This is a genomic window from Haloarcula rubra, assembly GCF_019599465.1.
Taxonomy (GTDB): domain Archaea; phylum Halobacteriota; class Halobacteria; order Halobacteriales; family Haloarculaceae; genus Haloarcula; species Haloarcula rubra.
The window spans coordinates 250,233-268,710 of record NZ_RKLR01000002.1 but is presented as its reverse complement, the minus strand read 5'-3'; the positions used below and the strand labels follow the sequence as shown (position 1 = coordinate 268,710).

Below are 18,478 nucleotides of genomic sequence, written 5' to 3'. Positions count from 1 at the left end.
TCGATAAGACGGCGTTACCGTGGCTGGTGCGGTACGCTCGGCTCTCGACCCGAATCCGGGCGTCGGTGCCCGGTTCTGACTCAGGAGATGTGGATTGCAGGCTTGTTGGGCCGGGCTTTCCCCGCCAGTTCGTCGTCGCCGTCGGCCCGCCGGACCGTCACGTCCGCGCCGAACTCGTCCTCGAACAGCCACGCGGCCTGCGAGAGCACTTCGAGTTCCCGGTCGCCGGCGACGACGGGTTCGAGCCCCGCACCCTGTTCGGCGAGTTCGGCGGCGTAGTCGGCCGCGGCGTCGCCGTGGGCCTGTATCGACGCATCGCTCATGATTGCGCCGACGATGGCGTCGCCGGGGTCGGCGGCGCGGGCGACGTCGTAGGCACGGTACTTCCAGTCTTCGGCGACGACCACCTCGATTTCGTCGGGGTCCGCGATGTCGACCACGTCGGTGATGTCGCGCACGTCGTCGAGCGTCGTCCGGACGAGCTGGCGCTCGATGCGAAAGTCGGCGACGTCCCGGAGCGACTCGGGCCAAGGTGCCTCGACGACTAAGCCGTCCTCGTCCAGCATGTGCCACAGTTCCTCGGCGAGGTACGGGGCGATGGGTGCGACCAGTTTCGTCAGCACGCGCAGGCCGCGACTGTAGGCGAAGCGGTAGGGGGCCTCGTAGCTCGCGTACCGCCGGAGTAGACGGGCGAATCGCTGGAGTTCGCCGACGACGCGGTGGAACCGGAAGCGGTCGTACTCCTCGGTGACGGCGGCGATGGTCCGGTCGATTTCGCGTTCGAGGTAGGCGTCGTGTGGGGCGCTCTCGGTGCGGGTCTCCTGTCCGGCGGTGTAGGTGTCGACCATCTCGTAGAGGGTCTGCTGGAACTCGTAGGCCGTCGAGACGTCCTTGACCGTCCACTCGAAGTCCTGTGCGGGGTGGGCCGCCGACAGGACGAACAACCGCGTCGTCTCGGCGCCGTACTCGTGGGGTGCGACGGCGTTGCCCTTCGACTTCGACATCTTCTCGCCGCTGTGGAGCACCGTCCCCTGATTGATGAGTCGCTCGACGGGTTCCCGGCGGTTCAACAGGCCGAGGTCGGCGAGCGCGCGGGTGAAAAAGCGGATGTACAGCAGGTGGAGGACGGCGTGTTCCTCGCCGCCGACGTAGACGTCGACCGGGAGCCACTCGTCCGCGGTCTGCTGGTCGAAGGGGGCGTCCTCGAAGTGCGGCGAGAGGTAGCGCAGGAAGTACCACGAGGAGTCGACGAACGTGTCCATCGTGTCCGTTTCGCGCGTGGCGGGTTCGCCGCAGTCGGGGCACTCGGTCTGCTTCCACTCCTCGGCGGCGTCGAGCGGATTGCCCGTCGTCTGGACGTACTCCGGTAGTTCGACCGGCAGGTCCTCGTCGGGGACCGGGACCCGGCCGCAGTCCTCGCAGTGGACCATCGGAATCGGCGTGCCCCAGTACCGCTGGCGGGAGATGAGCCAGTCCCGCAGGCGGTAGGTCGTCGCTTCCGCGGCGGCGTCGTCCTCGAGCAGTCGGTCCCGCGCCGCGGTGCTCGCCAACCCGTCGTACGCGCCGCTGTCGGTGAGCATCCCGTCGTCGGTGTAGGGCTCTTCGGGCAGGTTCGTCCCGGTGCCGTCGACGGGTTCGACCACCTGCTCGACCGGCAGGTCGTGCTCGCTGGCGAAGGCGTGGTCCCGTTCGTTGTGGGCGGGGACGCCCATGACCGCGCCCGTGCCGACGTCGTCTAAGACGTAGGCGGCGACGTAGACCGGTATCTCCTCGCCGGTGTAGGGGTGGATGGCAGTGAGGTCCGTCTCGACGCCGCTGAGACCGGCGTCGTCCGTGCTGGCCACCGATTCGACGTACTCCGCGATACGGTCGTCGTCCTCGGCCAGTTCGCGGACCACCTCGTGACCCGGTGCGAGCGCGAGGTACGTCGCGCCGTAGACGGTGTCCAGCCTCGTGGTGAACGCGTCCACGTCGTGGCCGTCGACCACGAAGGTGACGCGAGCGCCCTCCTGTCGCCCTATCCAGTTGCGCTGGCTGTCGCGGACCCCCTCCGGCCACCCGTCTAAGTCCTCGAGGCCGTCGTACAGTTCGTCGGCGTAGTCGGTGATGGTGAGGAACCACTGGTCCAACTCGCGCTGTTCGACGGCGGTGCCACACCGCCAGCAGACGCCGCCGTGGGTGTGGTCGTGGCCGCCGCCGTCCTCGGTCTCGACCTGTGCGTCCGCGAGCACCGTCTCGCAGTCTGGACACCAGTTGACCGTCGCCGAGTCGTACTCGACGAGGCCGGCATCGTGCAGGCGGGTAAAGAGCCACTGGTTCCACCGGTAGTACTCGGGGTCGCAGGTGGTTATCTCACGAGACCAGTCGTAGCCGAAGCCCATCTCCTCTAAATCGCCGCGCATCCGCTCGATGCAGGCCCGCGTCCACGACTCGGGGTCGGTGTCGCGTTCGTAGGCCGCGTTCTCGGCGGGGAGGCCGAAGGCGTCCCACCCCATCGGGTGGAGAACGTCGTCGCCGGCCATCCGCCGATACCGGGCGTAGGCGTCCGTGATGGCGTAGTTCCGTATGTGGCCCATGTGCAACGAGCCGGAGGTGTAGGGGAACATCCCCAGCACGTAGGTCGGGTCGTCGGCGTCGGCGGGGCAGTCGTAGACGCCCTCGCGCTCCCAGACGTGCTGCCAGTACTCCTTGACCCGTGCGTGGTCGTAGCGGCGCGACATTCGATACCTCGGAGTGGGACGGCGTGGCACATGAGTGTTCGGCTAGCGACGACCGCTCGCCGGCCCGTCAAGCACGGTGCGGCATCTCGGCAGAACGGGTGTGGGCTGGCTGGGAGACGGCGCCGACAGTGAGGCCTACTCCTCGCCGGACTCGTAGTGCTCGCCGGCGGCCTCCGGCAGTCGCGTCTTGCCGACGAAGGCGAGGACGACGATGACGGCGACGAACGGAATCGTCTGGACCAGCGAGTCCGGCAAGGCGTACAGGTCCGTCGTCTGCAGGCGGAGTTGAACGGCGTCCAGCCCCGCGAACAGCGCCGTCGACAGCAGCGCGCCGACCGGGTTGTAGTTCCCGAAGAGGTACGCGACGATGGCGATGAACCCCTTCCCGTTGACCATCGTCGGGCCGTTACCGGTGAACTGACCGATGCTGAACGCCAGCGACGCGCCGCCCATACCGGAGAACGTCCCCGACAGCAGGACGGCGGCGTACCTGACTCGCGAGACGTCGACGCCGGCGGTGTCCAGCGCCTTCGGGTTCTCGCCGGCGGCCCGCACCCACCGGCCGAAGGTCGTCCGGTTGAGCGTGTACCACCCGACGGCGACGGCGAGGAACATCAGGTAGACGGCCGGCGAGGCGTCGAACAACGCCCCGAAGAAGGGGACGTCGGACAGCACCGGCACCGTGACGGTCCCGAGCGTGTCGACGCTCTTGGTGTTTGGGCCGCCGTAGATGACCTGCGACCCGAACGGCGCCAGTCCGAGCGCGATGAGCCACACCGCCAGCCCGGCGATAATCTGGTCGGCCCGGAACTCGATGCAGACGACGGCGAACAGGCCGGCCAGCGCCGTCGACGCGACGACGGCGACGAGGTAGCCGAGCCACAGCGACCCCGTCAGGTCGGCGCCGAACACCGCCGTGAAGGCCGAGATGATGAGCAGACCCTCGAGGCCGATGTTGATGACGCCGGACTTCTCGGCGAAGATGCCGCCGATGGCGGCGAACACGATTGGGACCGAGAGCCGTAGCGTGGCGGCGAGCGTCGAGGCGGAGACGACGATGCCGAACAGTCGCCCGACCTGTGACTCGGGCGCGACGAGGGCGGCCACCCCGAGCGCGACGAACACCAGCGCCGCCACGCCCGCGACGAGCAGTCGGCCGGAGGGCCGACCATCCAGCAGGTCAGTCATCGGCCCCACCTCCGACGGCGGCGGCACCCGTCTCCTCCTGCCCGGCGGCCAGTCGACGGCCGACCAGTCGGAAGAACTCCGGCATGGCGACGAAGAGGATGATGAGTCCCCGGAGGACGCCGACCAGTTGCGGCGGGACGTTCGTCGCGAACGCGACGACCGTCGACCCGGACTTGAGGACGCCGAACAGCGCCGCCGCGAACACGACGCCCAGCGGGTTGTTGCCCGCGAGAATCGAGACGGTGATGCCGTCGAACCCGTAACTCGGGACACCCGTCTGGAACTTGCCGAGTATCATCATCACGTAGACGGCCCCGCCGACGCCGCCGATGGCCCCCGACAGCGTCAGCGACGCGACGATGGTCCGGGCGGCGTCGACGCCGCCGTACTCCGCCGCGGTGGGCTGGATGCCCGCCGTCCGGAGGTCGTAGCCGAAGGCGGTGTACGCGAGCAGGTAGTACAGGCCGCCCACGAAGACGAAGGCGAGCAACAGCGCGAACAGCGAGAAGTCGGTACGCGGGTCGAACACCACCGACGGGAACTGCCCGACTTCGGGGAGCGGCGGCGTCTGGTTGGCCTGACTGTTGGGGTCGCCGAACGGCCCTGTCACCAGATACCGCGTGACAAGCACCGCGACGAAGTTGAGCATGATGGTCGTGATGACCTCGTTCGCCTCGGCGTAGGCCTTCAGCGCACCCGGTATCGCCCCGTACGCGCCGCCGCCGACGGCGCCCGCCGTGACGCCCAGCGGCACCAACAGGACGGCACCGAGGCCGCCGCTCAGGAGCGGGGCGGCCCACAGCACCGTCAGCGCCGACAGCAGGCCGCCGACGACGAGTTGCCCCTGCGTCCCGATGTTGAAGATGCCGGCCCGGAACGCCAGCGCCACCGAGAGGCCGGTGAACACCAGCACCGTCGTCTCCCGGAGCGTGAGCGCGAACTGCGGGTTCAGCGGCGACCACCCGCCGGCCAGCGGGTCGCCCAGCGCCCCGAGGAACAGGCGGTCGAAGACGAAGAACGGGTCGTAACACAGTGTCGTCCCGCCCATCGTCAGCACGGGGTCGCGACAGGTGGCGACGAGTCCGGCGACGAAGACGATAATCGTCCCGACGAACACCGACAGCGCCAGCGCCGAGGCGGCGATGAGCACGCGTTCGCCCGCCGACGTCTGCCCGAGGGCGATGAGTCGCTGGCGAACGGTGTCGACCCACTCTCGGTCGGCGTCGCTCATCGGTCCGTCCCCCCGTCGGTCGGTGTGACTCGGGAGACATCGTCCGGTCGCTCGCCGGCCATCAGCAGGCCCAGTTCTTCCTCGGTGACGGCGTCGGGGTCGACGACGTCGACGAGTTCGCCTTCGTACATCACGCCGAGGCGGTCCGAGAGCGAGGTCACCTCGTCGAGTTTCGAGGAGACGAGCAGGACGCCGACCCCGGCCGCCCGCAATGCGTCGATACGGTCGTGGATGAACTCCATCGACCCCACGTCGACCCCCCGCGTCGGGTGAGAGGCGACGAGGACGCTCGGGTCGCGGGCCAGTTCCCGGCCGACGACGAACTTCTGTTGGTTCCCCCCGGAGAGGTCCGCGGCCGTCGCGTCGGCGTCCGGTGGCCGAACGTCGTACTCCTCGACGATGGACTCGGCGTGGTCGCGGGTCTGCGCCCAGTCGATGCGACCGGCGCTGGCGTAGGGCCGACTGTGTTGACTCCCGAGCAACCCGTTGCTCACGAGGTCGAAGTCCATCACGAGGCCGCGTTCCTGTCGGTCCTCCGGGATGTAGGCCATCCCGGCCTCGATGCGGTCCCGACGGCTGGCGTCGGTGACGTCGGTCCGGTCCAGCGCGACGCCGCCGGACTGCACCCCGCGGAGGCCGGTGATGGCCTCGACCAGTTCCGACTGCCCGTTGCCGTCGACGCCCGCGATGCCGAACACCTCACCGGCCCGGACCGAGAACGAGACGTCGTCGACGGCCCGGACCCCACGGCTGTCCTCGACGGAGAGGTCCGCGACGCGGAGGCGTTCCTCGCCGACGTCGGCCGGTCGGCGGTCGACGTCGAGCAACACTTCGCGCCCGACCATCAACTCGGCCAGTTCCTCGCGCGTGACCGCGTCGGCGTCGACCACGCCGACGTTCTCGCCGCCGCGAAGGACGGTTATCTCGTCGGCGGCGGTCATCGCCTCGCCGAGTTTGTGCGTGATGAAGATTATCGTCTTCCCCTGTGCGGTGAGTTCCTCGAACACGGAGAAGAGGTCCGCGACCTCCTGTGGCGTGAGGACGGCCGTCGGTTCGTCGAGGATGAGGACGTCCGCACCCCGGTACAGCGCCTTCAGAATCTCGACCCGCTGTTGGACGCCGACGCCGATGTCCTCGACGATCGCCGTCGGGTCCACGTCGAACCCGTAGCGGTCGGCCAGTTCGCGGACCTCGCGGTCGGCGCGTTCGCGGTCGACGGTCAGTCCGAGCAACTTCCGCGGTTCGTTGCCCAGCGTGATGTTCTCGGCGACGGTCATCGGGTCGACCAGCATGAAGTGCTGGTGTATCATGCCGACGCCGGCGTCGATGGCGTCCCGCGGCGAGTCGAACTGTCGCGCCTCGCCGTCGACGACGACGCGGCCCTCGTCGGGTTGATACAGGCCGTAGAGGACGTTCATCAGCGTCGTCTTGCCGGCCCCGTTCTCGCCCAGCAGCGCGTGGACCGTCCCCCGCTCGACGGTCAGGTCGACCTCGTCGTTGGCGACGACGCCGGGGAACCGCTTCGTGATACCATCGAGGTGGACGGCCCTACTCATTATCGGGAGTCGTCGAGACGACGACGCTTCAAGCTAGCGAAGCGGTTCACGACACCTGATTGGGGTCGGTCGGCACGGATATCTCGCCGGCGATGATGTCGTCTCGGGCCGTACTCATCTCGTCTTTGACCTCCTGTGGGACGTCGCCGCCGAGGTCCTGCCCGAAGACGGCTTCGACGCCGTTCTGTTCGAGGCCCAGTGTCGTGACGGACCCGCCCTGGAACTCGTCGTTGACGACGTCCTCGACCGAGGAGTAGACGGCGTTGTCCACGCGCTTGACCATGCTGGCGAGGATGACGTCGCTGTACGAGGACTTCGTGACCGACTGGTCCCGGTCGACGCCGATGGCGAACCGACCGGCCTCCTGTGCGGCCTGGAAGACACCGGTGCCGGTGTTGCCGGCCGCGTGGTAGACGATGTCCGCCCCGGAGTCGTACATCGAGATGGCCGCCTCCTGTCCCGCGGCGGGTTTGTTGAACCCGCCGACGTAGGCCGTCTGGACGTCGACGTCGTCGCTCGCGTACTTCACGCCCGCGGTGAACCCGGCCTCGAACTTCTTGATGAGGTCGGACTCGACGCCGCCGACGAAGCCGACGTTCGTCGAGTCGCCCGCGGTCGACCCCGCGCCCGCCGAGAACGACGTCGTCGTCAGTCGGCCGGCCATGAGGCCCACGAGGAACGACCCCTCGTGTTCCGCGAAGACGTACGACCCGACGTTGGAGGCGTCGACGACGGAGTCGACTATCATGAACTGCTGGTCGCTGTACTGGCTGGCGTTCTCCGTCAGCGCGTCGGCCTGCAGGAAGCCGATACAGCAGACGAGGTCGTAGTCGGGGTCGCTCGACTGGGCGTACTGTTGCTGGAGCGTCCCGAAGTCGGACGTCGACTCCGGTTGGGACTCGTCGTAGGCGATGCTCAGGTCCTCCTCGGCCCGGACGATGCCGGTCTGGGCCTGGTCGTTGAACGACCCGTCTCCGAGGCCGCCCGTCGCGTACACCATCCCGACGCGTGCGGCGGCGTCGCTGCCGCCACCGCCACCGATACAGCCGGCGAGGCCGGTCGCAGTCGCGGCACCGAGGCTACCGAGTAGCGTTCGACGTGATACTGGCATGTACTACGAGGTGTTTCCACGACCGTTAAAGACTTCGATGGGTGCAGTTACCGCGACACGCGAGCTATATAGACGGGCGAGAACATCAGAGCCGGTACGCACTGGCACGTACATCGGTGTGGCCCGGTGACAGCGACGTTCGCGAGTCGCTCGGCTACTGAACGCTCGCCCGCCGCGTTCGGTCTCGACCCCGCCGCCGCGGGAACGTTTATCGGTCGTGCCTGTGAACGGCCGACAATGACTACGACGCGACCACCTCGGGAGGACTGAGTCGTCGGTGCCGGGACTCGTCTTCTGGGCGCTGGTCGTCCTCGCGACGCTCACCGGCCTCGTAACCGCGTGGGCACTCGGTGCCAACAGCAACTCGCCCCCCTTTGCGCCGGCCATCGGCGCCAACGCCATCTCGACGATGCGGGCGGCGTTCCTCATCGGCATCCTCGCGGCGCTCGGTGCGCTCACACAGGGCGGGAGCATCTCCGAGACAGTGGGGGCCGGCCTCATCGACGGCGTCCAGATTACGTCGCTGGCGGCGACGGCCGGCCTGCTGACGGCGACGCTGTTCATGGCCTTCGGCGTCTACAGCGGCTACCCCGTCCCCGCCGCCTTCGCGACGACGGGGGCGATGATAGGCGTCGGCCTCTCGCTGGGCGGCGCGCCCGTCTTCGGCACCTACCAGCGCATCGCGACGTTCTGGGCGCTCGTCCCGCCGGTCTCCGGGGGGCTGGCCTACATCACCGCCACCATCCTCCGCCGGGACGACATCCCCGAGACGGTCGGTGTGCCACTGCTCGCCGCCGTCGTCGGCGGCATCGTCGCCAACGTCGAGTTGAGCGTCATCCCCGCCCCGGCCGACGCCACGCAGAACTCCATCGCCGGGTTCGCCGCGATGGTCGTCCCCCTGCCCGGCGTCGTCGTCCTCGTGACGGTACTGGCCGCCGCCGCGAGTTTCCTGTTCATCCGCCGGCGCACCCAGCAGTCCGTCGACAAGGGCATCAAGACGTTTCTGGTCGTCCTCGGGAGCGTCGTCGCCTTCTCCAGCGGCGGGAGTCAGGTCGGACTGGCGACCGGTCCCCTCGAAAATCTCTACCGCGTGGAACTGGGGCTGCCGGGCCTCCTGTTGCTGGGCCTCGGCGCCGTCGGCATCCTCGGTGGCGCGTGGATGGGGGCGCCCAGACTCCTGCAAGCGACCGCCCGCGAGTACGCCCAACTCGGGGTCAGGCGCTCCATCGCCGCGCTCGTGCCGGGGTTCATCATCGCCCAGACCGCCATCGCGCTGGGCATCCCCATCTCGTTCAACAACATCATCATCTCCGGCGTCATCGGCGGCGGCCTCGCCGGCGGGTCGGCGGGCGTCTCCAGGCGGAAAATCGGAGTGACGCTCGGCTTCTGGGTGCTCACGCTGTTCAGTTCGGTAGCCGTCGGGTTCGCCCTCTACCGGGCGTTCGCGACGGTGCTGGGCTAACGGACGACGGTCACCGTCACCGGCGCCTCGCTGACGACGGCCGTCGCCACCGTCCCGAGCAACCGCCGGGCCAGTTCGTTCCGGTCGCCACCGTGCCCGCCCATCACTATCTGGTCCACGTCGTTGGCCTCGGCGAAGCCGAGAATTGTCTCCGCGGGATCGCCCGTCTCCACCGCCGTCTCGACGGTCCGGTCGACTTCGGCGGCCGTCCGCTCGGCCCGCTCGACGAGGCGGTCCGCACGTCGCATCGCCGCCTCGCGCCGCTCGTCACCCGGTTCGAGGATGCCGCCCTCGCTCATGGCGCTGTCCAGCGGCGCGACGACGTTCAGCACCGTCAACCGACAGTCGAACGTCTCTACGGCGTGGACCAGCGCCTCGTCGGCCAGCGGTGAGCCGTCGAGGGGGACGAGGACGTGTTCGGGTGCCATACCACATCTCGTGTGTGCAACGACAAGTAGCCGGGTGGTGACGGCGCGGTCGCTCGCCGGTCGGGAACGAAGGAGAGTAGTTCCGGGAAGATTCGAACTTCCGTCGTTGCCCCCAGAAGGCAACAGGATTGGCCACTACCCCACGGAACTTTGACACGTTCGCCACTGGTTTCGCTCAGCGACGTACACTACTGTATACCCGGCTGCTGTATTTCAGTGTTGCGGACTCGAGTTGGCATGTCAGTCGTCGGCACCCGGCGAGGTGCCGTCGGGCGGTCGGACGTGCGGTGGGTTGTCACGGCGTGGCTGGCCCCCGTCGGTAGTCGAACCCTCGCCCGAACATCGACACGGCTTTGCCACGCTGGCCGCCCATGTCGGGTATGTACGTCGGACGCTTCGTCGTCGTCGGCCCCGAGGTAGGCGCGTATCGAGTCTCCTCGCGGTCGTTCCCGAACCGGCAGGCTGTACAGCGAGACGGCACCGTCACCGTCGAACCGACGCCGGACGCCCCGGAGACGGACAACCCCTACATCTCCTACAACGGCGTCCGCGTGACAGAGCGCGGCGCCGTCGTCGGCAACGGCTCACACGTCGACCCCATCGCGGAGAAACTCGAACTGGGCTACCCCGCACGGGACGCGCTGGCCGAACCGCTCCTCGCGCTGGACTTCGAGAAGGACGACTACGACACACCCCGCATCGCGGGCATCGTCGGCGTCGACGCCGACGACCCGACGACGAACGCCGACGGACCGGGGGCAGTCGTCGGCACCGTCCGCCGGGACGCCCTCGTCGTCGAGGAGGTCACCGAACCGACGCTCGTGGCCACCTACGAGGAAGACAGCCCGACGGCGTTCGACCTCTCGGCGACGGTCGCCGACGCGGCCGCCCGCGAGGTGTACGACCACGAGTTCGAACACGCCGTCTGTGCGGCCGGTGTCGACGGCGCGGCCGGCGACTTCGACGTGTCGGTGTACAACGGCGAGTGAGCCACGACGGCGGGGCGCGATAGCTGACGCAGTGCTGACACTCAAGACCCCTCACCCGTTAGGACTACACGATGAAGGTAGGCGTTCTCTCCGACATCCACGGCAACCGAGTGGCGCTGGACGCGGTGCTCGCGGACATGCCGCCGGTCGACCGGCTGGTCTGTGCGGGCGACGTCGTCGGGTACAACCCGTGGCACGCCGACTGCGTCGACGCGATGCGGGGGCTGGGGGACGGCGAGGACTGGCCCGACACCGAGGTGCCGACGGTGATGGGCAACCACGACCGGGCCGTCGCGGCCACGACCCCCTTCGCGTTCAACGGGATGGCCAAAGCCGGCGTCGACCACGCCCGCGAGCAGCTAGACGAAGCACAACTCGACTGGCTCGCGGCCCTCCCGGACGAGCGACGGACGTGTGACGACCGGGTGAAACTCGTCCACGGCCACCCCGACGACCCGGACCACTACACCTACCCCGACGAGTTCGGGCCGGACCTGCTGGGCGAGGAGGACGTCCTCGTGATGGGCCACACCCACCACCAGCACCACGAGGTGTACGACGACGGCGTCGTGATGAACCCCGGGAGTGTCGGCCAACCGCGCGACGGCGACCACCGCGCGGCCTACGCCATCCTCGACCTCGATACGATGACCGTCGAGGACCGCCGCGTCGAGTACGACACGACCGAGGTCATCCACGCCGTCGAGGACGCCGGCCTCCCCCGGGAAATCGGCTTCCGACTGACGCAGGGGCGGTGAGGATTCGCCGTCGGTCGTCACGGCGGCCGTCGAGCGACGCGCTGGCCAGTCCTAGCGGAATTCGCTGCCTTCCGAACGTCTCTGCGCGGAAGAGTCTCGACGGGGGAAACGTGGGTCAGAAGGTGCTCTGGACCAGTTCGAGCGCCTGTTCGCGGTCGTCCCACGGGACGAACACGGACACGGACGTCGCGGAGGTGACGACGTCGTAGAGGTGGATGTGCGCTTCGGCGAGCGGTCGGGTGACGCGGTAGGGAAGCGCGTGTTCGCTGGGGTCGCCGCCAGTGACGCGGATGACCGCGATGTCGTCCTCGACGGTGACCGACGAGAGGGTCTCGTCGTCGACGATTTCGTCGTGGAGGAGCGCCTCGACTTCGTCGGCGTCCTCGGCGTCGACGTAGAACGTCAGCGAGTCCATCCCCGAGGAGTTGGCCTCGATGTTGATGCGCTCGTCGCCGATGGCGCTGGACAGTTCCGCGAGGATGCCGGGACTGTTGCGGATGGCGCGCCCGGCGACGGTGACACACGCCAGCGGTTGCTCCTGCAGGTCGATGAGGTTCTGGAACTCGCCCTCGATGGAGGTGCCGCCGGTGAGCAGGTCACCGTGCTGGTAGTGGGTGACCCGCACCCCGAGGTCGGCGTTCTTGTACGAGAGGGCGGAGGGGGCGACGACTTCCGCGCCGCGGAAGGAGAGCGAGCGGAGTTCGTCGACGGAGATCTCGCCGACGTTGCGGGCGCCTTCGACGACGCGCGGGTCGCCGGTCATGACGCCCTCGACGTCGGTGACGATGACGACTTCGTCGGCGTCCATGTAGTTGCCGAGCATCACCGCCGTCGTGTCGGAGCCACCGCGGCCGAGCGTCGTCACGTTGCCCTCGTGGTCCTCGGCGAGGAACCCGGTGATGACCGGGACGACGTCTTTCATCTGCCCGGCGAGCGCGTGGGCGCGCTTCTTCGTCTCCTCGACGTCGACTTCGCCGTACTCGTCGGTGATGATGGGCCACTCCTCGCTCCCGGGTTCGAGGAAGACGGCCTCGATACCGCGGGCCGCGAGTGCGCCCTTGAGCATCCGGACGGAGGTCCGTTCGCCCATCGAGACGATCTCGGCTCGGTCCTCGTCGGCGGCGTCGTACTCGATACCTTCGAGGAGTTCGTCGGTCGTGTTGCCCATCGCCGAGGCGACGACGCCGACTTCGTGGCCCTGCTTGACGGCGGCGGCGATGGAGTCTGCGGCCCGGTTGATTCGGTCGCCGCTGCCGAGGCTGGTCCCCCCGAACTTCGCGACTACGCGCATCGTACCACCTGCGCCGTGCGTGATTGAGTCATGCCCCCGCGTTCGCCGTGGCCGGGGATAACTGTGTTCATCTGCCCCGATTCACGGCCCGGGTGGTACTGTCCGACACACCGTTTATTTACGTGGGGCACACAGTCACAGGCATGGAGATACGTGACGCCGTCGAGGCCGACGCCGGGCGTCTCGCCGACCTCGCGGACAGTCCGCCGGACGTGATGCGCAACCTCGTCCACGACCGGACGGTACGAGTGGCCACGGGCGAGGACGCGACCGGGGAGAACGGGGCGGAGGAGGGTGACGGGGAGACCATCGTCGGGTTCGTCAGCTACGACGCCAAACAGGGCACCGTCCACGTCACGCAACTCGCGGGGTCGGCCGACGCCTGCGAACGGTTGCTCGACGAACCGATCACCTTCGCCGAACGGGAGCACATGAACGTCGAGTTGCTCGTCCCCGACGGCGAATCCGCCGTCGAGTCCGCCGTCGAGGCCTCCGGGTTCACACGCACGGGACAGGGGCCTCGCTTCGAAGGGAAGCCGACAGTCCGGTATCGCCTCGAACCCGGTCGCCCGGAGCAGTAGCCGTCGCGAGGCGTAGCAGTCTGCTCGACCGGGACGGAACGGTCACCGCCGCACTGGCCGTCCCGGCCACCGTCGCCGTCGTCGGCCGCCTGTTTCTCGACCCCTCCGGGTGGGCGCTGGCCGTGTTCGTCGTCCTCGCCACGTTCCCTTCGCGGCGCTCGGCAGCGCCGTCGACAGCGCGGCGAGGACCGACGAATGCGAGCACTGCGGGACGGCGCTGACGGGCGATTCGCGTCTCACGTGCCGCCCGTCGGCACCGGCCGACCGCCCCGGTCATCGCGGCGGGAGCGTCGGGAGGTGGCGGATCGGTCGGAGGTCCGCAACCTCGTCTCGCCCGGTCAGTTCCTGCGTGAACGACCCGCGGTAGCTGAGGACGTGGCCCGCGAGGGCGTTCTCGACGGTGGCGAGGACGTAGTAGCACTCGCCGGCCTCGTCGTAGCGGTCACGCACCTCGACGTCCGCGACGAGAGGGGCGGGAAGCCGGACGTAGCGGTCCCCCCGGTGGAGCCACTGGCGACCCGCCTCGACGACCAGCGCGCCGTTCTCGACGCGCGGGTGCAGTTCCGTCGCGATGGGGCCGCCCCGGCCCAGAAAGTCGAGCAGGCGCTCGCCGTCGCTGTCCCACACCGTCACGGAGTCGAACCGCCGGGTCTTGCCGCCGAACTCGAAGGAGCGGCGGGTCGTCATCGCCTCGTGCCCGTCGAGGTCGTACCCCACCGTCGTCACCGAGAACGGGACGTCGTGACCGGCCTCCGGGAACAGCATGTCCCGGGCGGTCATCGCGTACAGCGCCGGGAGGACGTGCGTGCCGCGGGAGATATCCATCTCGCCGCGGCCGACCGTGACGCCGTCCTCGGGACCGACGCTGTACCGCTCGCGGACCTTCGGGTGCAACTCGTCGGCCGCCTCGCCCAGCGCCCGTTCGTAGACGCCGGTCATGCGGTCCTCCGGTCGAGTGGCGTGCCTGTCGGCGTCTGACGGTCCGGTCGGTCCCGGCGTGTGTCGACCATATCGAGTTGATTTCGCCCGCCAGAATGATAAGAATTGTTCGCCACCGAGGGCGAACGGTCGGTCAGTTCTCGGCCAACTGCTCCAGCACGGCCTCGGTGCTGTTGGCGACGGGTTCGGCGTCGTGCCAGCCACGGCGGGGGCCTCGAGCAGGTGACCCGTGGTCGGATAGCCGACCGACTCGTCGCCGTCGGCCTCGCCCGCCGACGTTACTCCTTCGAGCGGAGTTTCCGGTAGAGGTACGCGACGCCGAGACCGCCGGCGACAAGCGCCGGGACCAGCGGCGAGTCGGCGGCCTTCGAGGTCTGTCGCCGAACCGCCTCGGCGACCGACGAGGAGGCGCCGATGTGCTCCAGGATGGCGTCGGTGTCGTTGGGCACCGGTTCGGGGTTGGCACCCGCCTCGGCGGCCGCGTCGGGGTCCTTCAGCAGGTGGCCCGTGGTCAGGCAGACGACGGACTCGTCGTCTGAGACGACGCCGCGGTCGCGGAGTTTCCGCAGGCCGGCGACGGAGGCGGCCGACGCCGGTTCGACGCCGACGCCCTCGCCCGCGAGGTCACGCTGGGCTTCGGTAATCTCCTCGTCGGAGACGGCGACGGCCGTCCCACCGGTCTCTCGGATGCCCGGCAGCGCCTTCGGGGCGTTGACGGGGTTGCCGATGCGGATGGCCGTCGCGCGGGTCTCGACCTCCTCCCAGCGACGGGTCTCGTCTAAGCCTTCTTCGATAGCTTCGACCATCGGCGCGGCGCCCTCGGCCTGTGCGCCGGTGATTTTCGGCACCTGCTCCTCGGTGATGGCCCCGGCCTTGACGAGTTCACGGAAACACTTGTACAGCGCCGCGGTGTTGCCGGCGTTGCCGACCGGCAGGACGATGCGGTCGGGGTACTCGCCGTAATCGGCGTAGTGTTCCTCCATGATTTCGAGGCCGATGGTCTTCTGCCCTTCCAGACGGAAGGGGTTCAGCGAGTTCAGGAGGTACGCCTCGCCGCGCTGAGCGAGGTCCTGCACGATGTCGAGACACTGGTCGAAGTTGCCGTCGACTTCGAGGATGCGGGCCTTGTGCAGGGCCGCCTGTGCGATCTTCCCGGCGGCGACTTTCCCGGCCGGGAGCAAGACGAGCGTCTCCATCCCGCCTCGGGCGCCGTATGCCGCAAGCGCCGCGGAGGTGTTCCCGGTCGAGGCACACGCGAGGCGGTCGACGCCGACCTCCTGTGCGACCCGGACGCCGACGGTCATGCCGCGGTCCTTGAACGAGCCAGTGGGGTTCATCCCCTCGTGTTTGACGCGCAGACTGTCGACGCCGACCTCGTCCTCGATGCGCGGGACGCGGTGCAGCGGGGTGTTCCCCTCGGGCAGGGTGACGCCGACGTCGAACGGCAGCGCGTCGTGGTAGCGCCAGACGCCCGACCCCTCGCCCTCGAAGTCCTCGAAGGTGGGGAGGTCGGCGTAGCGGACCTCCAGCAGGCCGTCACAGTGGTCGCAGGTGTAACGAACCGCATCGAAGGGTGCGAACGACTCGCCGCACTCGATGCAGGCGAGCCAGGCGCCGTCGTCGGCCGCCGACGGCACGTCGTCGGTGAGTTGCAGGTCAGCCATTGTTCGAGGTGATGGTCCGCCCGGGCAAAAGTCGGACGGTTACGGTCGGCGAGGAATCGGGACCGTGCGCCGGCGACGACGGCGTTCTCGGCGCGATTAGACGTCGGTCGCGTCGAACTCGTCGATGCGCTCGTGGACGGCCGCCGTCCACTGGTCCAGCGTCTCGTGCATCAACTCGCGGGCGTCGTCGAGCGGCGTCGCGGTGTACTGGTAGACGTGGCCGCCGCCGTCCAGTAGCCGTCGTTCGCGCTTCGCGAGTCCCTTCTCGCGGAGCGTCGACAGCGAGCGGTTGACGTTCGAGCGGTCACGGTCGAGTTCGGCGGCGAGTTCCTCGACGGTGCTCCCCGGGGTGTCGAGGAGCGTCCGATAGGTCCGGACCTCGTGTCGCTGGACGCCGAAGACGCAGGCCATCACCTCGTCGAGCGACGGTTCGTCGTCGACCATGAGTTCACGAAAGGCGTCGGGCGATGGGTCGATTGCCATGTATCGGCGGATAGGCACGCGCCACGCATAAACGGAGCCGTTACCTGCGGCTCACCGGGTGAAACCGGCGTAACGCTCACTCCTGTCCGTACCCCTGCCGCTCGAGACAGGTCCGCATCTCCTCGCGTGAGTCGTGCTTGTGCAGTCGCGTCGGCGTGTCACAGTACCAGACGCCGTCGTAGCGCAACGTCACCTCGTGGGACTCGCCGAGGAACTGCGTGCGGACGACGACCCGCCGGCCGTCTTCGAGGACGTCCAGTAGCGCTTCGACGTCGGCTTCGCCGGCGTCGACGACGAGTGGTTCCATCGGGTTGCGGTACCAGCGCCACCGGCTTATACTGTCGGGCATCTCTGCGTCGGTCGGACGCTACCGCGAGCGAGGTGTGACACACAGCCACACAGTCGAGGGACGACGATACGTGTCGAGCGACGCTGGTATCTAATCGTTGGGTGTCGGTGTGCCGGCCTCACGCTGGCGGGGTACCGCTTCGACGAACTGTGGGACGACGACGCCGACACGTTCGCCTCCGGCAGCGGCGACGCCCGGCCGCTGTTCGCGCGGTTCTTCGACAGCACGTTCGACACCGGCCGCCTCCAGCGCGCCCAGCGCCCGCCGTCGACGAACCAGTCGAAGGACGACGAACCGCCGCTGCCACCGACCGCTGGCGGGGAGTTCGGACAGGCTAGCTCCCGGCACGGACGGTGCCAACCGTTGTCGAACGTAGCGAAAAGGGTAGCGTTTCGGGTGGAACCGGACGATTCAGGGACGGCCGGGGCTGTGTCAACTATTGTCGAACGTATCGAAAAGGGCACCGTTTCGGGTGGAGTCGACGGGTTTACTCGCCGCCGAGTTCGTGAGCGACGGGCGGCCGGACCCACACTCGCCGGCACAACGTCTAAGCCCCACTCGGACGGGGAGTCACGTATGACGAACGCGACACTCTCCGGAGAGACGGTTCTCGTCACTGGCGCGAGTGCGGGCATCGGCGCGGCGACCGTGCGGCGCGTGGCCGAGGACGGCGCGGACGTGGCGTTGCTCGCGCGGCGCGAGGATCGACTGCGCGAACTGGCCGCCGAGGTGGCCGACGCCCACGGCGTCGAGACGCACGTCCTCCCGGCAGACGTGAGCGACCCCGCGGCGGTGGCGGCCGCCGTCGAGTCCACCACCGAGACGCTCGGGTCGCTCTCCGGCGTCGTCGCGAACGCCGGCCTCGCCCGTGGGAGCGACGTCGAGACGATGACCGACGAGGCGTTCGAGACTATGCAGTCCGTCAACGTCGCCGGCGCGTTCTACACCGCTCGCGAGGCGCTCCCACACCTCCGCGCGGCCGCGGGCAACCTCGTGTTCATCGGGAGTTTCGCCGGGCAGTACCCCCGACCGTTCAACCCGGTCTACGCCGCGACGAAGTGGTGGGTCCGCGGGTTCGCGCTGAGTCTCGCCGGGCAGGTCGGCGACGACGACGTGGGCGTCACCGTGGTCAACCCGACGGAGGTCCGCTCGGAGTTCGGTAGCGAGGAAGGGACGGCCTTCGAGGAACGCTTCGACCCCGGCGAAGTGACCGAGCCCGAAGAGGTGGCCGACGCCGTGGCGTTCGCACTCGCTCAGAAACCCCCGACGACGGTCAACGAACTCGACGTCTACCGACGCGACAAGTTCAGCGGGTTCTAGCCACCGTCTCGGGACACGTGGGTGTCCTTCGGCCGCCCCAGATTCTTCGTTTGGGCGTTCGGCCATATTCCTGACCTGTATCCACTCATTCGTACTGTTCTACCAGATTTATCGAAGTTTCGAGGTAGTGTGTGCCACAGAATGTTTAATACCTAGTACCGGTATGCTACGACCGTCGAAAGAATGTCATCCAAGTCCCTCACGACGGCGCTGACGCTGTACCGCAGTAAGACGTACACACTGGAGCAGGCCGCCGACTTCAGTGGGCGTTCGGCCGGCGACGTGGCGTCCGCGCTCCGTTCGCGCGGTATCGCCGTGCGCGAGGCCGACGAACAGTCGCTGTCCGAGACGGTCGGGAGATAGGGCCGTTCCGCTCACGACCACTCGCGCGCGAGCGTGGTGAAAAGT

18 protein-coding genes are annotated in these 18,478 nt (G+C 68.5%); 6 read left to right on the top strand and 12 right to left on the bottom strand.

Features of this window, described 5'->3' with window-relative positions; genetic code table 11:
- Window positions 1-80: 80 nt before the first annotated feature.
- The 5 genes from leuS to EGH21_RS05995 all read right to left on the bottom strand — a co-directional run bounded on the left by leuS (window position 81) and on the right by EGH21_RS05995 (window position 7,806).
- Entirely contained in the window at window positions 81-2,720 is a 2,640-nt protein-coding gene (leuS, locus tag EGH21_RS06015) for a leucine--tRNA ligase (protein ID WP_220617573.1), read from the bottom strand.
- A gap of 135 nt (window positions 2,721-2,855) precedes the next feature.
- Window positions 2,856-3,908 carry an ABC transporter permease gene (locus EGH21_RS06010; RefSeq protein ID WP_220617572.1) on the bottom strand — a complete coding sequence of 351 codons (1,053 nt, stop codon included), beginning with the start codon at window positions 3,906-3,908 and terminating at the stop codon, window positions 2,856-2,858.
- Entirely contained in the window at window positions 3,901-5,139 is a 1,239-nt protein-coding gene (locus EGH21_RS06005; RefSeq protein WP_220617571.1) for an ABC transporter permease, read from the bottom strand. The genes EGH21_RS06010 and EGH21_RS06005 overlap by 8 nt, the downstream gene beginning before the upstream one ends.
- The gene (locus EGH21_RS06000; protein WP_220617570.1) at window positions 5,136-6,695 is read right to left on the bottom strand and encodes an ABC transporter ATP-binding protein; all 1,560 of its coding nucleotides are present in this window, start codon (window positions 6,693-6,695) and stop codon (window positions 5,136-5,138) included. The genes EGH21_RS06005 and EGH21_RS06000 overlap by 4 nt, the downstream gene beginning before the upstream one ends.
- A 46-nt stretch (window positions 6,696-6,741) precedes the next feature.
- Window positions 6,742-7,806 carry a BMP family lipoprotein gene (locus EGH21_RS05995; protein ID WP_220617569.1) on the bottom strand — a complete coding sequence of 355 codons (1,065 nt, stop codon included), beginning with the start codon at window positions 7,804-7,806 and terminating at the stop codon, window positions 6,742-6,744.
- Between the two features lie 277 nt (window positions 7,807-8,083).
- On the opposite strand from EGH21_RS05995, the gene EGH21_RS05990 reads away from it, so the two are divergent.
- The gene (locus EGH21_RS05990) at window positions 8,084-9,268 is read left to right on the top strand and encodes an inorganic phosphate transporter (protein ID WP_220617568.1); all 1,185 of its coding nucleotides are present in this window, start codon (window positions 8,084-8,086) and stop codon (window positions 9,266-9,268) included.
- Here the strand turns inward: EGH21_RS05990 and EGH21_RS05985 are convergent.
- Entirely contained in the window at window positions 9,265-9,696 is a 432-nt protein-coding gene (locus EGH21_RS05985; RefSeq protein WP_220617567.1) for a universal stress protein, read from the bottom strand. The two genes, EGH21_RS05990 and EGH21_RS05985, sit on opposite strands and share 4 nt — an antisense overlap.
- Window positions 9,697-10,076: 380 nt before the next feature.
- On the opposite strand from EGH21_RS05985, the gene EGH21_RS05980 reads away from it, so the two are divergent.
- Window positions 10,077-10,685, top strand: a complete 609-nt coding sequence (locus EGH21_RS05980) for an IMP cyclohydrolase (RefSeq protein ID WP_220617566.1) — start codon at window positions 10,077-10,079, stop codon at window positions 10,683-10,685.
- Between the two features lie 71 nt (window positions 10,686-10,756).
- The gene (locus tag EGH21_RS05975) at window positions 10,757-11,443 is read left to right on the top strand and encodes a metallophosphoesterase family protein (RefSeq protein WP_220617565.1); all 687 of its coding nucleotides are present in this window, start codon (window positions 10,757-10,759) and stop codon (window positions 11,441-11,443) included.
- Between the two features lie 115 nt (window positions 11,444-11,558).
- Here the strand turns inward: EGH21_RS05975 and EGH21_RS05970 are convergent, their stop codons facing one another.
- Window positions 11,559-12,734, bottom strand: a complete 1,176-nt coding sequence (locus EGH21_RS05970; protein ID WP_220617564.1) for an aspartate kinase — start codon at window positions 12,732-12,734, stop codon at window positions 11,559-11,561.
- 143 nt (window positions 12,735-12,877) lie between these two features.
- Here EGH21_RS05970 and EGH21_RS05965 point away from each other — a divergent pair, with 143 nt between their 5' ends.
- Window positions 12,878-13,315, top strand: coding sequence for a hypothetical protein (locus EGH21_RS05965; protein ID WP_220617563.1), 438 nt, complete (start codon window positions 12,878-12,880; stop codon window positions 13,313-13,315).
- Between the two features lie 273 nt (window positions 13,316-13,588).
- On the opposite strand, the gene EGH21_RS05960 is transcribed toward EGH21_RS05965, so the two are convergent.
- From EGH21_RS05960 to EGH21_RS05940, 5 genes are all read right to left on the bottom strand, one after another.
- A complete protein-coding gene (locus tag EGH21_RS05960; RefSeq protein WP_220617562.1) occupies window positions 13,589-14,254 on the bottom strand; it encodes a DUF4166 domain-containing protein in 666 nt (221 codons plus the stop codon).
- A 278-nt stretch (window positions 14,255-14,532) separates the two neighbouring features.
- On the bottom strand, window positions 14,533-15,918 hold the full coding sequence (gene thrC, locus EGH21_RS05955) for a threonine synthase (RefSeq protein WP_220617561.1): 1,386 nt from the start codon (window positions 15,916-15,918) through the stop codon (window positions 14,533-14,535).
- A gap of 96 nt (window positions 15,919-16,014) precedes the next feature.
- The gene (locus tag EGH21_RS05950; protein WP_220617560.1) at window positions 16,015-16,401 is read right to left on the bottom strand and encodes a helix-turn-helix domain-containing protein; all 387 of its coding nucleotides are present in this window, start codon (window positions 16,399-16,401) and stop codon (window positions 16,015-16,017) included.
- Window positions 16,402-16,477: 76 nt separating this feature from the next.
- Window positions 16,478-16,750 carry a DUF8001 family protein gene (locus tag EGH21_RS05945; RefSeq protein ID WP_236035433.1) on the bottom strand — a complete coding sequence of 91 codons (273 nt, stop codon included), beginning with the start codon at window positions 16,748-16,750 and terminating at the stop codon, window positions 16,478-16,480.
- Window positions 16,751-16,840: 90 nt separating this feature from the next.
- On the bottom strand, window positions 16,841-17,098 hold the full coding sequence (locus tag EGH21_RS05940; protein WP_220617559.1) for a hypothetical protein: 258 nt from the start codon (window positions 17,096-17,098) through the stop codon (window positions 16,841-16,843).
- A gap of 228 nt (window positions 17,099-17,326) precedes the next feature.
- Between EGH21_RS05940 and EGH21_RS05935 the strand changes: the two genes are divergently transcribed.
- Window positions 17,327-18,070 carry an SDR family oxidoreductase gene (locus EGH21_RS05935; protein ID WP_220617558.1) on the top strand — a complete coding sequence of 248 codons (744 nt, stop codon included), beginning with the start codon at window positions 17,327-17,329 and terminating at the stop codon, window positions 18,068-18,070.
- A gap of 183 nt (window positions 18,071-18,253) precedes the next feature.
- On the top strand, window positions 18,254-18,433 hold the full coding sequence (locus EGH21_RS05930) for a DUF7317 family protein (protein WP_220617557.1): 180 nt from the start codon (window positions 18,254-18,256) through the stop codon (window positions 18,431-18,433).
- Window positions 18,434-18,478: the final 45 nt, after the last annotated feature.

Bases quoted from the DNA above. Each gene is read 5' to 3' on its own strand.
- EGH21_RS05985 (WP_220617567.1), bottom strand. From the start codon at position 9,696: ATGGCACCCGAACACGTCCTCGTCCCCCTCGACGGCTCACCGCTGGCC.
- EGH21_RS06000 (WP_220617570.1), bottom strand. From the start codon at position 6,695: ATGAGTAGGGCCGTCCACCTCGATGGTATCACGAAGCGGTTCCCCGGC.
- EGH21_RS05945 (WP_236035433.1), bottom strand. From the start codon at position 16,750: ATGCCCGACAGTATAAGCCGGTGGCGCTGGTACCGCAACCCGATGGAA.
- EGH21_RS05995 (WP_220617569.1), bottom strand. From the start codon at position 7,806: ATGCCAGTATCACGTCGAACGCTACTCGGTAGCCTCGGTGCCGCGACT.
- leuS (WP_220617573.1), bottom strand. From the start codon at position 2,720: ATGTCGCGCCGCTACGACCACGCACGGGTCAAGGAGTACTGGCAGCAC.
- EGH21_RS05965 (WP_220617563.1), top strand. From the start codon at position 12,878: ATGGAGATACGTGACGCCGTCGAGGCCGACGCCGGGCGTCTCGCCGAC.
- EGH21_RS05980 (WP_220617566.1), top strand. From the start codon at position 10,077: ATGTACGTCGGACGCTTCGTCGTCGTCGGCCCCGAGGTAGGCGCGTAT.
- EGH21_RS05970 (WP_220617564.1), bottom strand. From the start codon at position 12,734: ATGCGCGTAGTCGCGAAGTTCGGGGGGACCAGCCTCGGCAGCGGCGAC.
- thrC (WP_220617561.1), bottom strand. From the start codon at position 15,918: ATGGCTGACCTGCAACTCACCGACGACGTGCCGTCGGCGGCCGACGAC.
- EGH21_RS06005 (WP_220617571.1), bottom strand. From the start codon at position 5,139: ATGAGCGACGCCGACCGAGAGTGGGTCGACACCGTTCGCCAGCGACTC.
- EGH21_RS05960 (WP_220617562.1), bottom strand. From the start codon at position 14,254: ATGACCGGCGTCTACGAACGGGCGCTGGGCGAGGCGGCCGACGAGTTG.
- EGH21_RS05930 (WP_220617557.1), top strand. From the start codon at position 18,254: ATGTCATCCAAGTCCCTCACGACGGCGCTGACGCTGTACCGCAGTAAG.
- EGH21_RS05950 (WP_220617560.1), bottom strand. From the start codon at position 16,401: ATGGCAATCGACCCATCGCCCGACGCCTTTCGTGAACTCATGGTCGAC.
- EGH21_RS05935 (WP_220617558.1), top strand. From the start codon at position 17,327: ATGACGAACGCGACACTCTCCGGAGAGACGGTTCTCGTCACTGGCGCG.
- EGH21_RS05975 (WP_220617565.1), top strand. From the start codon at position 10,757: ATGAAGGTAGGCGTTCTCTCCGACATCCACGGCAACCGAGTGGCGCTG.
- EGH21_RS06010 (WP_220617572.1), bottom strand. From the start codon at position 3,908: ATGACTGACCTGCTGGATGGTCGGCCCTCCGGCCGACTGCTCGTCGCG.